The sequence below is a fragment of the Pseudomonas chaetocerotis genome, assembly GCF_015712105.2.
Lineage (GTDB): Bacteria > Pseudomonadota > Gammaproteobacteria > Pseudomonadales > Pseudomonadaceae > Aquipseudomonas > Aquipseudomonas chaetocerotis.
Map to the genome: position 1 here is coordinate 329,079 of NZ_JACFYX020000003.1, position 13,497 is coordinate 342,575.

14 protein-coding genes are annotated in these 13,497 nt (G+C 61.9%); 5 read left to right on the forward strand and 9 right to left on the reverse strand.

What is annotated here, in order from left to right:
• Window positions 1-158 precede the first annotated feature (158 nt).
• From benB to H3221_RS07810, 4 genes are all read right to left on the reverse strand, one after another.
• A complete protein-coding gene (benB, locus tag H3221_RS07795) occupies window positions 159-647 on the reverse strand; it encodes a benzoate 1,2-dioxygenase small subunit (protein ID WP_196473396.1) in 489 nt (162 codons plus the stop codon).
• A complete protein-coding gene (benA, locus tag H3221_RS07800; RefSeq protein ID WP_196473395.1) occupies window positions 648-2,009 on the reverse strand; it encodes a benzoate 1,2-dioxygenase large subunit in 1,362 nt (453 codons plus the stop codon). It abuts the gene before it with no gap.
• Between the two features lie 281 nt (window positions 2,010-2,290).
• Window positions 2,291-3,247, reverse strand: coding sequence for an AraC family transcriptional regulator (locus tag H3221_RS07805; protein WP_196473394.1), 957 nt, complete (start codon window positions 3,245-3,247; stop codon window positions 2,291-2,293).
• A gap of 339 nt (window positions 3,248-3,586) precedes the next feature.
• Complete coding sequence (locus H3221_RS07810) at window positions 3,587-4,432, reverse strand: IclR family transcriptional regulator (RefSeq protein WP_160017045.1); 846 nt, start codon at window positions 4,430-4,432, stop codon at window positions 3,587-3,589.
• A gap of 168 nt (window positions 4,433-4,600) precedes the next feature.
• Between H3221_RS07810 and H3221_RS07815 the strand changes: the two genes are divergently transcribed.
• Complete coding sequence (locus tag H3221_RS07815; RefSeq protein WP_196473393.1) at window positions 4,601-5,050, forward strand: MerR family transcriptional regulator; 450 nt, start codon at window positions 4,601-4,603, stop codon at window positions 5,048-5,050.
• Complete coding sequence (locus H3221_RS07820; protein ID WP_160017043.1) at window positions 5,004-5,384, forward strand: carboxymuconolactone decarboxylase family protein; 381 nt, start codon at window positions 5,004-5,006, stop codon at window positions 5,382-5,384. Before H3221_RS07815 ends, H3221_RS07820 begins: the two co-directional genes overlap by 47 nt.
• Window positions 5,385-5,444: 60 nt before the next feature.
• Here the strand turns inward: H3221_RS07820 and H3221_RS07825 are convergent, their stop codons facing one another.
• Window positions 5,445-6,449, reverse strand: coding sequence for an AraC family transcriptional regulator (locus H3221_RS07825; protein WP_196473392.1), 1,005 nt, complete (start codon window positions 6,447-6,449; stop codon window positions 5,445-5,447).
• Window positions 6,450-6,995: 546 nt separating this feature from the next.
• On the opposite strand from H3221_RS07825, the gene antA reads away from it, so the two are divergent.
• From antA to antC, 3 genes are read left to right on the forward strand one after another with little or no spacing between them, the layout of a single operon-like run.
• Window positions 6,996-8,387: an anthranilate 1,2-dioxygenase large subunit gene (gene antA, locus H3221_RS07830; protein ID WP_196473391.1), complete on the forward strand. Its 1,392-nt coding sequence runs from the start codon at window positions 6,996-6,998 to the stop codon at window positions 8,385-8,387.
• A complete protein-coding gene (gene antB, locus H3221_RS07835; RefSeq protein WP_196473390.1) occupies window positions 8,387-8,878 on the forward strand; it encodes an anthranilate 1,2-dioxygenase small subunit in 492 nt (163 codons plus the stop codon). The genes antA and antB overlap by 1 nt, the downstream gene beginning before the upstream one ends.
• 19 nt (window positions 8,879-8,897) lie before the next feature.
• Entirely contained in the window at window positions 8,898-9,920 is a 1,023-nt protein-coding gene (gene antC, locus H3221_RS07840) for an anthranilate 1,2-dioxygenase electron transfer component AntC (protein WP_196473389.1), read from the forward strand.
• A gap of 263 nt (window positions 9,921-10,183) precedes the next feature.
• On the opposite strand, the gene H3221_RS07845 is transcribed toward antC, so the two are convergent.
• Genes H3221_RS07845 through pcaH form a run of 4 tightly spaced genes read right to left on the reverse strand, consistent with a single transcriptional unit; the run spans window position 10,184 to window position 13,477 of the window.
• The gene (locus tag H3221_RS07845) at window positions 10,184-11,131 is read right to left on the reverse strand and encodes an AEC family transporter (RefSeq protein WP_196473388.1); all 948 of its coding nucleotides are present in this window, start codon (window positions 11,129-11,131) and stop codon (window positions 10,184-10,186) included.
• On the reverse strand, window positions 11,125-12,147 hold the full coding sequence (zapE, locus tag H3221_RS07850) for a cell division protein ZapE (RefSeq protein WP_224490526.1): 1,023 nt from the start codon (window positions 12,145-12,147) through the stop codon (window positions 11,125-11,127). The genes H3221_RS07845 and zapE overlap by 7 nt, the downstream gene beginning before the upstream one ends.
• Entirely contained in the window at window positions 12,137-12,745 is a 609-nt protein-coding gene (pcaG, locus tag H3221_RS07855) for a protocatechuate 3,4-dioxygenase subunit alpha (RefSeq protein WP_196473387.1), read from the reverse strand. Before pcaG ends, zapE begins: the two co-directional genes overlap by 11 nt.
• A gap of 12 nt (window positions 12,746-12,757) precedes the next feature.
• Entirely contained in the window at window positions 12,758-13,477 is a 720-nt protein-coding gene (gene pcaH, locus H3221_RS07860) for a protocatechuate 3,4-dioxygenase subunit beta (protein ID WP_196473386.1), read from the reverse strand.
• Window positions 13,478-13,497: the final 20 nt, after the last annotated feature.

Genomic DNA, 13,497 nt, shown 5'->3' on the forward strand with positions numbered 1-13,497 from the left:
AGCAGTTCTGAAAATGGCAAAACGCGGTCTGAAGCGTCATGAGCGCGGCTCAGGCAGGGCGCGAGGGGGTGAGAAAGCGCAGTTCACGACTGTGAATGAGCATTTCGAACCGCCTTGCAACGCAGCATGAGCAAGCGCAATAGCTTCAGGGCGTATTTTTAGATGTGGTAGACGTCGATGATCTGGCGCACGTAATCGTTCTTCAGCACCACCTTCTTGGCCTTGATCAGCGGGTTCTCGCCGCGGGTATCCAGCGTGTAGAAGCTGCTGCCGTAGAAGTGATCGACGGTCTTGTAGCGAAAGCTCAGGGTGTGCCAGTTGAAGCGCACCTTGGTCAGGCCCTCTTGCTGCTCGACGATCTCGATGTTGTTGATGTTGTGCGAGGTGCGGGTATCCGGGATGGTGGCGCTGGAGCGCTCGGTGCGGATGCGGAACACCCGGTCCTCCAGGCCGCCGCGGTTGCCGTACCAGATCAGCGAGATTTCGGTCTGCGGGTTTTCCACCAACTGATCAGCATCGTCCCAGGCCGGCATCCAGAACTCGGCATCCGGGGCGTACAGCTCCAGCCACTGATCCCACTGCTTGTCGTCCAGGTAGCGCGCCTCGCGGTAGAGGAAGTCGCGCACGGCGTCATAGGAAAGGCTCATTTACGCACCCTCCACGTGGATCAGTTGGTCCTGTTCTTTCTTCACCGCCTGGATCATCTGCTGCTGCCAGTAGTGATGCTGCAGCACGAACAGACCTTCGTCCTCGGTGCGCACGCCGCTCATCAACGGCCGCAGGCCGATCTCCTGGGCCGAGTCGTCGGCGCCGTCGATCCAGTGCTTGGCGCCGCGGGACATGTCGTTCCACTCCATGGCGCGGCCGGCGAAGCCCTGCTGGCAGGCGCGGAATTCTTCCAGGTCATCGGGGGTGGCCATGCCGGAGACGTTGAAGAAATCTTCGTACTGGCGGATACGACGGGCGCGGGCCTCGGCACTCTCGCCCTTGGGCGCGATGCAGTAGATGGTCACTTCGGTCTTGTCCACCGACAGCGGGCGGGCGATGCGCAGCTGAGAGCCGAACTGATCCATCAGGTACAGGTTGGGGTACAGGCAGAGGTTGCGCGAATGGCCGATCATCCAGTCGGCACGGGCTTCGCCGAACTCGGCGGCCAGTCGCTCGCGATCGGCGAACAGCGGGCGGTCCTCGGGGTTGTCCCAACGGGTCCAGAGCAGCAGGTGGCCGTTCTCGAACGAGTAGAAACCGCCGCCCTTCTTGCCCCAGCCGCCGGCGCTCATGGCGCGGATATCGTCGCCGGCCTCTTTCAGCTTGCGCTGCTGCTGGGTGGCCGCATAGTTCCAGTGCACGGCGGTGACGTGGTAGCCGTCGGCGCCGTTTTCCGCCTGCAGCTTCCAGTTGCCCTCATAGACGTAGGTGCTGGAGCCGCGCAGCACTTCCAGGCCTTCGCTGGACTGGTCGCAGATCATGTCGATGATCGTCTTCGACTCGCCGAGGAAGTCTTCGAGCGGCGCCACATCCTCACGCAGGCTGCCGAACAGGAAGCCGCGGTAGGACTCGAAGCGGGCGACCTTTTTCAGGTCGTGGGAACCGTCGCAATTGAAGCTGTCCGGGTAGCCGGCTTCCTTGGGGTCCTTGACCTTGAGCAACTTGCCGCTGTTGTTGAAGGTCCAGCCGTGAAACGGGCAGGTGTAGCTGGCCTTGTTGCCGCTCTTGAAGCGGCAGAGCATGGCGCCGCGGTGACTGCAGGCGTTGATGAAGGCGTTGAGCTCACCGTCCTTGTTGCGCGCGATGAAGATCGGCTGACGCCCCATGTGGGTGGTGTAGTAGTCGTTGACGTTGGGAATCTGGCTCTCGTGGGCCAGATACAGCCAGTTGCCCTCGAAGATGTGCTGCATCTCCAGGTCAAACAACCGGGGGTCGGTGAACATCTCGCGCTTGCAGCGGAAAATGCCCTTGTCCTTGTCTTCTTCAAGCAGGCTATTGAGGTAGTCGAGTCCCAGGTTCATGGCCATGGCTCCGTTGTTATTGTTTCAACGGTTCCAAGGCTATGCCGCCTGATTGTCCGACAATATCCAGTTCGTGCAGGACCTTTATCCGTTTTCTGCAGGATAAATAAACGGCCGCTACGCGGCCTACTGATGACCCTCTCCCGCTTGCGGGGCGAAGAGGCGTGCTTTTGGAAGCATCGCTTCCTGCGCCGATGAGCGCCTGACCGCGAAGCGATCAGGCCGGGGCGCAGAGCGGGGTGCCCGAAGGGCGGGAGAGGGGCTCTCCGCCTACACCACCCCTACCCCTCGCGGCGACGCAGGGTATCGGAGGGCAGTTCGCCGAAGGCGCTCTTGTAGCTCTCGGAGAAGCGGCCAAGGTGGAGGAAGCCGTAGTCCAGCGCCACCTCGGTGATATTGCGCACCTTGGCCGACGGATCGCTGAGGCAGGCATGCACCCGCTCCAGCTTGCGCTGGCGGATGTAGTGCTTGGGCGTGGTGCCCAGATGCTTGTCGAACAGCCCGTAGAGCGAGCGCGGGCTGATATGGGCCAGCTGAGCCAGCTGCTCGAGGCTGATGTCCTGCTTGAGGTTGTCGTCGATGAACTGCACCAGGCGCTCGAACGAAGGGTTGCTCTCGGCCAACTCCACACGACTGACATTGTTGCCCAGCAGGCCAAGCAGCTTGCTGGCGATGATCCGCGTGTAGTGCTCCTGCACCGATGGTAGCGACTGCTCGCTCTCGGCCTCGTCGCAGACCAGACCGAGCAGATTGGTGAAGCCTTCGAGCTGCTGCAGCTGGTGGCGCGAGGCGAAGCGCACGCCATCGGCCGGGCGCTGCCAGTGGTTGTCGCTGCAGGCGCGCTCGATCAACTGGGCCGGCAGCTTGACGATGAACTTCTCGCAATCGTCCGAGTAGGTCAGGTCGACCGGATCATCCGGGTTGATCAACAGCAGTTCGCCGGGGGTGAAGTAGTGTTCCTGGCTGTAGCCGCGCCACAGACAGTGGCCCTGTAGCAGCACCTGCAGGTGGTAAATGGTCTCCAGCGCCGGCGAGGTGACGCGCACGCTGCCGCCGTAGCTGATACGGCACAGGTCAAGACTTGCGAAGCTGCGATGGCTGAGGCTGGCGGCCGGACGGCCGCTGCTGGGCAGGCGGATGCAGTGCGAGCCGACATGCTGGTTGACGTAGTCGGATACCGCATAGGGGTCGGCATTGGCGAACAGCCGACTCTTCTCGTTCAGCAGGCGACAGTCCATGACTCACGGCACTCTTATCGTTGTTATTTGAGTAGCGGGTACTGACGGGCCAAGGCAGCCCTCCTCGCTCGAACCATAGATACAGGCAAATGGCCCATACCTGATCACAAACCGATCAACGGTTGACCGCAGCAGGTTAGCGGCTCGACGAGCTTAGGCAATCGGACCTTGGACGAATATCACTGCGGGCGATTACCGCCCGGTTTCGTGAAGTGGCGTAGCAGGACCTCAATCCCCGCAGTCTTTGTAGGAGCCCCGCCCCGGGGTGATAGCGATCAAGCAGGCAACGCACCTTCGCCCCGGAGCGCAGCGCCTGCGAACAAGCGTCGAGACGGCCGCTCAGGCCGGCCGGAACAACTGGCTACTGAGCTCGCGGCTGGCGCTGAGCATCAACGGCAGGTAGCGCTTCTCCAACTCGCTGACCGGCACACGCCCGGCGTGGGTGCTGACGTTCATCGCCGCCAGCACGTGGCCGGCAGAGTCATACACCGGCACTGCCAGCGAACGCAGGCCCTGTTCCAGTTCCTGATCGACGACGCACCAGCCCTGGTGACGCACACGCTGCAGGCATTCCCATAGCGCCTCGGGAGTGTGCAAGGTGCGGCTGGTCTTGGGTTGCAGTTCGGCGTGAGCCAGGTAGTCCTGGAGCTGGTCGTCGTCCAGCGCGGCCAGCAGGATGCGGCCCATGGAAGTGCAGTAGGCCGGCAAGCGGCTGCCGACGCTGAGATCCACCGAGATCAGCCGCTGCGGAATTGCCGAACGGGCGATGTAGAGCACCTGCTCACCTTCCAGGGTGGCCAGGTTGCAAGCCTCGTGCAGTTGCTCGCTGAGGCGGTCGAGGTAGGGCTGGGCGGACACCGCCAAAGGCGTCGACGACAGGTAGGCATGGCCCAGGGTCAACACCTTGGGCAGCAGCGAATAGGTACGCCCGTCGGTGGTGACGTAGCCCAGCTTCATCAGGCTGTAGAGGCAGCGGCGCACGGCGGCGCGAGGAATCTCGGTACGGTGGCTGATCTGGGCGATGGTCAGATGACGCTTGCGCTCCTGGAAGGCATTGATCACCGCCAGGCCGCGAGCCAGGGAGGTCATGAAATTGGGATCGCCGGCGAACTCCTCGATACGCTTGGCCGGCGACACGTAGGGTGGCGGAGCAAGACTGGTAAGCGGCGGACGGGTTTCGCTCATGGGGCCTCCGAAACGGAATGGACAGCACCAGGCGATTATCGAACCATCGTGCGGTAATCGCAATTCGCTGCCACAGCCGTAGCTACGGCAGTTTCAGCGTACCGGGTTGCCAGTGGCACAAAACAGGGTATTGACTTAGAGCGCGCTCAAACCAATAGGCTCCTTTGCATGGCATCTCATCTCAGCATCGACGACGTCGCGAAACGCACCGGCCTGACCGCGCATACCTTGCGCTACTACGAGCGAATCGGCCTGATCAGCCCCATTGCTCGCGCAGCAGGAGGGCAGCGGCGCTATGGCCCGGCGGACATCGCCTGGATCGAGTTTCTCCTGCGTCTGCGCACGACCCATATGCCCATCAGCAAGATGCTGGCCTTCGCGGGCCTGCGCAGCGCCGCGGACTCGACCATTTCCCAGCGTCGCCACTTGCTGCAAACGCATTTGGCCGAAGTACAGATCGAACTCGAGGCCATGAATCGCTGCGTCGCGGCACTGCAGGAGAAGATCGAGCACTACCACTCGCTCGAACCATGCCACCGCTCAACCTTCAACCCTGAGGAGAACCTGCCCGATGACCACACAAAGCCGTTACCAGCGCGGACTGGAGAAACTCCGTGAAATAGATGGAGAAGCCGGCGAACAGGTACTGGACAGCCTGGGCGACATTGCTCCGGACTTCGCCCGCTACCTGATCGAGTTTCCCTTTGGCGATATCTATTCGCGCCCTGGACTGGATCTGCGCAGCCGGGAAATCGCCGTGGTGGCAGCACTGACCGCACTGGGCAACGCCAGCCCGCAACTGAAGGTTCACATTCAGGGAGCCTTGAATGTTGGCGTTTCCCGCCAGGAGGTCGTCGAGATCATGATGCAGATGGCCGTCTACGCCGGTTTCCCGGCTGCCCTCAATGGCCTGAGCGCTGCAAGGGAGGTATTCGCCCGCAACGCAGCCTGAGTACGGGCCGACCGAGTGCGCAAGGACGCGTGCCAACCTGCCCCCGCCGCCGCAGACACCTCATGGCCGTCGCAACGCTTCCAGGCGTTGCTGGGTCATCGTGGGCGTTTCGCCAAACAACTTGCGGTATTCGCTGGCAAAGCGCCCAAGATGATTGAACCCCCAGGCCATGGCGATAACCGAAATATTGCGCGCAAAGCGATCCTCCAGTAGCTCCTGGCGCACGGCTGTCAGACGGTATTTTTTCAGGTACGCCATGGGCGTCTGCCCAAAGTAGCGGTTGAACCCCTCGAACAGCTTGAAGCGGGAAACGCCTGCTACCTGCTCGACATCATCCAGCGCCAGTTGCTCGCGGGCATGGGCATGAATGAAGTCACGCGCACGCACCAGATAATGCGGCAACTTGAGCGCCAGACGTTCACGCAGTTCGTCGGCGTAGTTGCTCGGCTGAGAAAGAATCAAGCCCTTGATCAGCGCGCTTTCGATGTCACGGGTGAAAAGCATCTGTCCGTAAAGGTCGCGACTGTACTCCAGCTCGTCGCTCAGGTGCCGAACCATACGCCACCAGCCGGCAGCAGCACCCTTCAAGGCATTCATTCGCGGCTCGAAACATAGCGGAGCATCCACCCGACGCTGCAGCAGTTCTTCGAGGGTTTTCTGCATGGCCGCACGGCCAATGGCGACTTGCAGCTTGTGGCAGTTGCCGGCGATGGTCAGCCGCTGCGTTTCATGAGGCGAGACGATCACGCCACAGCCTCGATCCGATAGCAGTCGCTGACCGCCCTTTTCCAGCTCCTGCTCGCCGCTAAGCGGCAGACTCAGGCTGTAACAGTTCAGCGCATGACCATCACCGATGCCGATAGTGACATCCGTGCCGTACTCGACATAACCCAGTGTCGTCGACATCGAAGGCAGCACGTTTCCACTGTGGTGAAACTCAATGCACTCAGGCCGGGCCACATATAGATGATGCGGCCCGCACACAGTGGCCATCCAGGCACGGGCTCCGGCTAGATCGTAATGATCGGCGGAGATATCTCGATAATGCTGGGAGGGGCTATTCATCACGTAACTCTCGACACGGCAATAGGCAGGCACGTTCTGACGATGCACTCGATGCATTCAACGCAAGCGGTATGCCATCAACACCTGCCTGACAGCGAACCGAAAGAAACGGATAGTAATTGCGCACTTTTCGGCCAGACTCGGTGAATCCTCGCCTGTCGGCATCCCTGAAAGCTCTGGCCAAGTAATCGGCGCAATGCCGACATTGCCCGGAAAAACAGACGGAAAGCGGAGTTTTCACAGGTTAAATCAGCATTTTCGAAGTTTTTTAACCCGCCGGTGGCCGCTCGGAAGGCGAGGCAGCGACGCTGATCAACGCGCATCGCCGCTCACCACGCTCTACTCCCTGACAGCAGGTGAACGCCGACAAAGCGTTACCCCATCGCCCGCAATTGCCCCGGAGCGTTACCAAGGGCTACCAAACTCCAGCTTCTGACATCCCGACCAAATAAGCGGCCCGACTTCGTCAACTAAGCGGATAGACCGGCATTTGCCGCACTCTTTCTAATGGCATCTCGAATTGCCCGACGCGCAAGGTGCGACGCCATGAATACTTCCAACAAAAATATTGACCAGTGGAAAGACTACATAAGCGGCTGCCTGGATTTTCGCCCTGACGATGGCGTTTTCCGCATGGCCCGCGACATGTTCACCGAGCCAGAACTCTTCGATCTGGAGATGGAGCTGATCTTCGAGCGTAACTGGATCTACGCCTGTCACGAGAGCGAGATTGCCAAGCCGAACGACTTCATCACCATGCGTGCCGGTCGCCAGCCGATGATCATCACCCGCGACGGCAATGGCCAACTGCATGCCCTGGTCAACGCCTGCCAGCACCGGGGGGCCACGCTGACGCGCGTGAGCAAGGGCAACCAGTCCACCTTCACCTGCCCCTTCCATGCCTGGTGCTACAAGAGCGATGGACGTCTGGTGAAGGTCAAGGCGCCGGGCGAGTACCCGGAGGGCTTCGATAAAGTCACGCGCAGTCTGAAAAAAGCGCGCATCGAGAGCTACAAGGGCTTCGTCTTCATCAGTCTCGACGTCACTGCCAGCGACAGCCTGGAAGATTTTCTCGGCGACGCCCGCGTGTTCTTCGACATGATGGTGGCGCAATCCCCCACCGGCGAACTTGAGGTCATTCCGGGACGCTCCACCTACACCTTCGACGGCAACTGGAAACTGCAGAACGAGAACGGCCTGGACGGTTATCACGTGAGTACCGTGCACTACAACTACGTGGCCACGGTACAGCATCGCCAGCAGGTCAACGCCGAAGCCGGCACCACCAGCCAGACCCTGGACTACAGCAAACTCGGTGCTGGTGATGCGCAGACCGACGACGGCTGGTTTTCCTTCCACAACGGTCATAGCGTGCTGTTCAGTGACATGCCCAACCCCAGTGTGCGCCCCGGCTATGCGACCGTCATGCCGCGTCTGGTCGAAACCTATGGCCAGGCCCGCGCCGAGTGGATGATGCATCGCCTGCGCAACCTGAACATCTATCCCAGCCTGTTCTTCATGGATCAGATCAGCTCCCAGCTGCGTATCGTTCGTCCGCTGGCCTGGAACAAGACTGAAGTCATCAGCCAGTGCATCGGCGTGACGGGTGAATCCGACGCCGACCGTGAAAGCCGCATCCGCCAGTTCGAAGACTTCTTCAACGTCTCAGGCATGGGCACACCGGATGACTTGGTGGAGTTTCGCGAACAGCAGCGCGGCTTCCAGGGACGCCTGGAGCGCTGGAGTGACATCTCGCGCGGCTACGACAAGTGGCACATAGGTCCCACCGCCAACAGCGAAACCCTCGGTATCAAACCTGTGATGACCGGCACCGAGGCAACCCACGAAGGTCTCTACGTGAACCAGCACGGCAACTGGCAGCGCTTTTTGCTCGAAGGTCTGGCCAAGAAAGCCCTGAGCCTGAAGGAGGTGCAATGATGAACGCGCAACTGCACTACCAGATCGAGCAGTTCCTCTACCGCAAATCGGCGCTGTGCGACGCACAGGATTGGGATGCCTACCTGGACCTGTTCGATGAGCACTGCGAGTACCACCTGCCGCAATGGGAAAGCGAGCACGCCTACACCCAGGACCCCAAGCGCAGTATGTCGCTGATCTACTACGCCAACCGCTCGGGCCTGGAAGACCGCGTGTTCCGCATTCGCACTGGCAAAGCCGCCTCCACCATTCCGATGCCGCGCACCCTGCACATGATCAGCAACGTGCGTATCGCCCAGGCTGAAGACGGCCAACTGGAGGTGAAGACCAACTGGCAGACGCTGTTCCACCGCCTAGGCGCGAGCGACCAGTTCTTCGGCTACACCACCTATCACCTCAAACCGCACGGCGAGAGTTGGAAGATCACCCGCAAGCACATCGTGCTGCTCAACGACACCATCAACGCGGTGCTCGACTTCTACCACCTCTGAACAGCCGGACAGACAGCTCATGACGCACAAGGTCGCCTTCAGTTTTGCCGACGGCAAAACCCTGTTTTTCCCCGTGCAGGACAATGAAATCCTGCTCGATGCCGCCCTGCGCAACGGCCTCAACATCCCACTGGACTGCCGTGAAGGCGTGTGTGGAACCTGCGCGGGCCGCTGCGAGTCGGGTCTCTACGAAATGGACTATGTGGATGAGGAAGCCCTCTCGCCACAGGACCTCGCCCAGCGCCGGATTCTCAGTTGCCAGACCCGTGTGAAGTCGGACGCCTCCTTCTACTTCGACTTCGATGCCAGCCGCTGCAGCGCCGCCCAAGCGGTGCAGTGGCGCGGCGTGGTCAGCCACGTCGAGCAGGTTTCACCGACCACCGCCATCCTCCACCTGGACGGCAGCGACAGCCAGCAGCTGGACTTCTTGCCAGGACAATACGCGCGCCTGCACGTGCCCGGCACCGACGCCCGCCGCTCCTACTCCTTCGCCAACCGGCCGGGTGCGGACAACAAGCTGCAGTTTCTGATCCGCCTGCTGCCGCAAGGGGTCATGAGCGACTACATCCGCAAGCGCTGTCGGGTGGGTGACGTAATTCACCTGGAAGCGCCCCTGGGGGCCTTCTACCTGCGCCATGTCGAACGGCCACTGGTGCTGGTAGCAGGTGGCACCGGGCTGTCCGCCTTCCTCGGCATGCTCGATGAACTGGCCGAACGCGGCGCTTGCGGCCAGCCGGTACAGCTGTACTACGGCGTACGTCAGGTTGCGGATCTGTGCGAACTATCGCGTATCCAGGCCTACGCCGAGCGCATTCCCGGCTTCAGCTTCACCCCGGTGATCAGCGACGAGGCGCAGAGCTGGCAGGGCAAGCGCGGTTACGTGATCGAACATATGGACGCTGAGGCCCTGCGCGCCCGGGCGTTCGACATGTATCTGTGCGGTCCACCGCCAATGGTCGACTCGGTCAAACACTGGTTCGAAGAGAATGGCCTGGACAATGGCCATCTGTATTACGAGAAATTCACCCAGAGCAATAGCTGACAATCGCAATACAGCTCTGCGAGAACCGCACACCTGCGTCGAAGCGGAGCTGTCTTCCTGCGAATCCGCGTTCCCGAATCCTCGACTGGCGCACCTGCGCACACGCGCACATCGTCCGTTCCGCACATCGACTACGCGCCGCTGCAGGAGGCGCAGGCCACTTCGCCGATCATCAGCCGGCGTATCGGCGACGCCTCGCCGCTGAAGCGCCTCCCACTGGCGCCATGCCTGAACGCAAGGTCCGCCATGCGCACCACCAACTCTCAGCCCGGCAACAGGCCCTGCCAGCGCAGCAACACCAGCAGGATGCTGACGCTGAAGAAGGCGAGTACGGTGCAACCGACCAGCGAGGCCGCGCAGCGCTCCTCCAGGCCGAAGCGTTGGCCGAGAATCGGGAACACGCTCATCATGGGCGCGCTGGCGAACAGCAGGCCGGCCACCATCAGCGTCGGGTCGATGCCTGGCACCAGCGCCAAAGCCGCGAACATCAGCAGCGGATGCAGGATCAATTTGCCGATGGAGGTCTGGGCCAGATCCGCCGCCATGCCGCCGACTTTCATACCGTTGAGCGTGGCGCCGATAACGAACAGTGCCACCGGGGCCGAGGCTGCGGCCAGCATGTCGATGACACGTGCCGGAACCGTCGGCAGACGCAGCCCCAGCATCGACATGACCAGACCCAGCACGATGGCGATGATCAGTGGATTGCGCAGCAGGCGCAGCGCCGTTTCACGCACCACCGTCCAGCCGCGCCCGCCCTGCTGGCCGGCTTCGGCAAGCGCCAGAGCCAGAGGGACCATCAGCAGGTTTTCCACCAGCATGCCCAGCGCCATGGCCAGCGCCGCCGTGGGGCCGATCACCATCACCGCAATGGGGTAACCAACGAAGCCGCTATTGGGCACGGCCATGCCCATGGCCAGGATCGCACTGCTGGAAAGATTCAGACCGCGCCAACGTCGCGCCACCAGCAGGCCAATGCCGAACAGGCTCAGCGAGGCCATCGCATAAGCTGCCAGATAAGGCCCGTTGAGCACCTCGCTCAGGCTGCGCTCGGCCAGCGCCTTGAACACCAGCGCAGGCAGCGCGAAGTAGATGACGAAGGTACCCATGCCGCGCACCTGTTCCCGATTGACGAGCCCGACGCGAGCCGAGAGAAAGCCCAGACCAATGAGGATGAAGATCGGTGCGGTAATGCTCAGAACCGCTAGCATGCCAGGCTCTCCGCTTGTTCTTGGCGCAGTTGCGCAAAGCGACTGCGAGTACGGGAAAAGTCGCCGTGCGAGACGCCTTCACACAGCACATCGAGAGGGCGCTCGCCTTGCATCCAGAGTTCACACGCACGGTCGTAAGCGATGTCGATGAAGTTGATCAGACGCTGCTGCTCGTCCAGCGTGCAACGCCCCAGTGCGGGCAACTCACCAATGGCGATGTGCGCGAAACGCTGGCATAGCTGCAGGTAGTCACTGCTGGCCAGCGGCTGCCTGCACAGTGCGGCGAAGTCCAGCCAGATCGTTCGTTCATCCATGCCGCGCAGTGCCAGAGTGCGGCGCTGCACAAGCAACTGAGACGTGGCCGGCAGATGCGCCAGCCGCGCCTCCAGCAATCTGGCAGGGCCTTGCAGGTAAAGTCCCCAGTGCCGCGTGCTGTGGGCACGGTAGTCAGGGCCGGCCTCCATCTGCAGCACCAGGCAGCGGCGCTGCAGCAGCTCGGCGAACGGCTTGAAACGACTGTGATACAGCGGGTTGGGACACAACTGCGCCGGGGTGTAGTTGGAGCTGAACAGGAGGATGCAGTCGCGCTCGATCAGGGTCTGCAACAGACGCCCGAGCAGGATTGCATCGCCGATGTCATGGACATGGCATTCATCGAGATACAGCAGTCGTGCCTCGCGGGCCAGTTCGTCGGCCACGCGCTGCAGCGGATCAGCCTGGCCGGCATGCGCCAGCAGACGGCGCTGCACGTCCTGCAGCAGCGCATGGACATGCATACGGCGCTTGCTGGCCACTGGCGCGGCCTCGAACAAGGCCGCCAGCAACAGGCTCTTGCCACGCCCGACACCGCCCCACAGATAAGCGCCAGCCGCAGGCCGGCGCCGCCAGCCAGACGGCCGAATGCGCGCCTGCAACCAATCGGTCAGGCGGGCGAGCGTCCGTTGCTGGGCATCGTCCAGATGCAGGCCTTGCGCTTCGATGAAGCGCAAGGCCTGCGAGCACAACTCAGAAATCAAAGAAGACCGTCTCGCCCTCACCCTGAATGCGGATGTCGAAACGGTACGCCGGCTTGCCGTCCACTTCGCAGCGCTTGGCGATCAGCGTCTCGCGGCGCTGTGGCTGCTCGATCAGGTTCAGCACCGGATCCTTGGCGTTGGCCTCGGCCTCGTCGTCGAAGTACAGGCGGGTGTTGAGGTGAATGTTGATGCCGCGGGCGAACAGCGCGACGTTCACGTGCGGCGCCATCGGCACGCCGGCAGCGTTGTTCACCACGCCCGGCTTGACCGTGTAAGCGGTCCACTCACTGCCGGCGTCGAAGGTGGTGGCGGTACGAGCGAAACCGTTGAACGCTTTGGACGGGTCATAATCCTCGTCGTACTGGCCCTGGTGGTCGGCCTGCCACAGTTCGAGGAAGGCATCGCGCACCAGATGGCCGTTGCCGTCATAGACATGGCCGACCAGCACGATGTGCTCGCCCGGGGCTTCGGGCCTCGCCATCTGATTCCAGATTTCCTGCTCACGGATCGGGTTGCCGGCGGCGGCCAGGGCCAGACCGATATGGACGTAGGGGCCGGCGGTCTGCGAGGGGGTTTCCGGCAGCAATTCAACAGGCATGGGGCATCCTCCTCATTTGTTCTCGAAATGGGTCATCCGCTGGCCACGCAACACGATATCGAAGCGGTAGGCCAGGCAATCCATCGGGTTGGCCGTGCTCATGTCGAGCTTGGCTATCAGCGTCTGTACCGCGTCCGGGTTGGCGATGGACTTGACGATCGGGCACAGCGGAATCAACGGATCACCCTCGAAATACAGCTGGGTGATCAGGCGAGTGGAAATCGATGGGCCATTGAGCGAGAAGTGGATATGCGCCGGGCGCCAGTCGTTGGGGTTGTTGCGCCACGGATAGGGTCCGGGCTTGATGGTGCGGAAGATATAGCGACCTTCGCTGTCGGTCAGTGCCCGGCCGACACCGCCGAAGTTGGGGTCGAGCGGCGCCAGATAGCGATCGTTCTTGTGCCGGTAGCGGCCGCCGGCGTTGGCCTGCCACATCTCCACCAGGGTATGCGGGATCGGCTTGCCGTACTGATCCATCACCCGGCCGGAAACGATGATGCGCTCGCCGATGGGCAGGCCACCGTTGTTGAAGTTGAGCAGCAGGTCGTTGTCGTGCTCGGCGAACTTCAGGTGCGAGAAGTCCGGGCCGGTGGTCTCGGAGATCGACTGCGGGATGCTCACCAGCGCCTGGCGCGGCGAACGGGCGATGGAGGTCTTGTAATCGGGCGTCAGGGCTTTGGGGTGCCAGTTGCGGTCACGAATGACGAAACGGCGGTTGTCCTCGGCAGGCATGGTGCGCTCCTGTTGTGAGT

Coding starts and splice junctions, on each gene's coding strand:
- benB (WP_196473396.1), bottom strand. CDS start 647: ATGAGCCTTTCCTATGACGCCGTGCGCGACTTCCTCTACCGCGAGGCG.
- benA (WP_196473395.1), bottom strand. CDS start 2,009: ATGAACCTGGGACTCGACTACCTCAATAGCCTGCTTGAAGAAGACAAG.
- H3221_RS07805 (WP_196473394.1), bottom strand. CDS start 3,247: ATGGACTGTCGCCTGCTGAACGAGAAGAGTCGGCTGTTCGCCAATGCC.
- H3221_RS07810 (WP_160017045.1), bottom strand. CDS start 4,432: ATGAGCGAAACCCGTCCGCCGCTTACCAGTCTTGCTCCGCCACCCTAC.
- H3221_RS07815 (WP_196473393.1), top strand. CDS start 4,601: ATGGCATCTCATCTCAGCATCGACGACGTCGCGAAACGCACCGGCCTG.
- H3221_RS07820 (WP_160017043.1), top strand. CDS start 5,004: ATGACCACACAAAGCCGTTACCAGCGCGGACTGGAGAAACTCCGTGAA.
- H3221_RS07825 (WP_196473392.1), bottom strand. CDS start 6,449: ATGAATAGCCCCTCCCAGCATTATCGAGATATCTCCGCCGATCATTAC.
- antA (WP_196473391.1), top strand. CDS start 6,996: ATGAATACTTCCAACAAAAATATTGACCAGTGGAAAGACTACATAAGC.
- antB (WP_196473390.1), top strand. CDS start 8,387: ATGAACGCGCAACTGCACTACCAGATCGAGCAGTTCCTCTACCGCAAA.
- antC (WP_196473389.1), top strand. CDS start 8,898: ATGACGCACAAGGTCGCCTTCAGTTTTGCCGACGGCAAAACCCTGTTT.
- H3221_RS07845 (WP_196473388.1), bottom strand. CDS start 11,131: ATGCTAGCGGTTCTGAGCATTACCGCACCGATCTTCATCCTCATTGGT.
- pcaG (WP_196473387.1), bottom strand. CDS start 12,745: ATGCCTGTTGAATTGCTGCCGGAAACCCCCTCGCAGACCGCCGGCCCC.
- pcaH (WP_196473386.1), bottom strand. CDS start 13,477: ATGCCTGCCGAGGACAACCGCCGTTTCGTCATTCGTGACCGCAACTGG.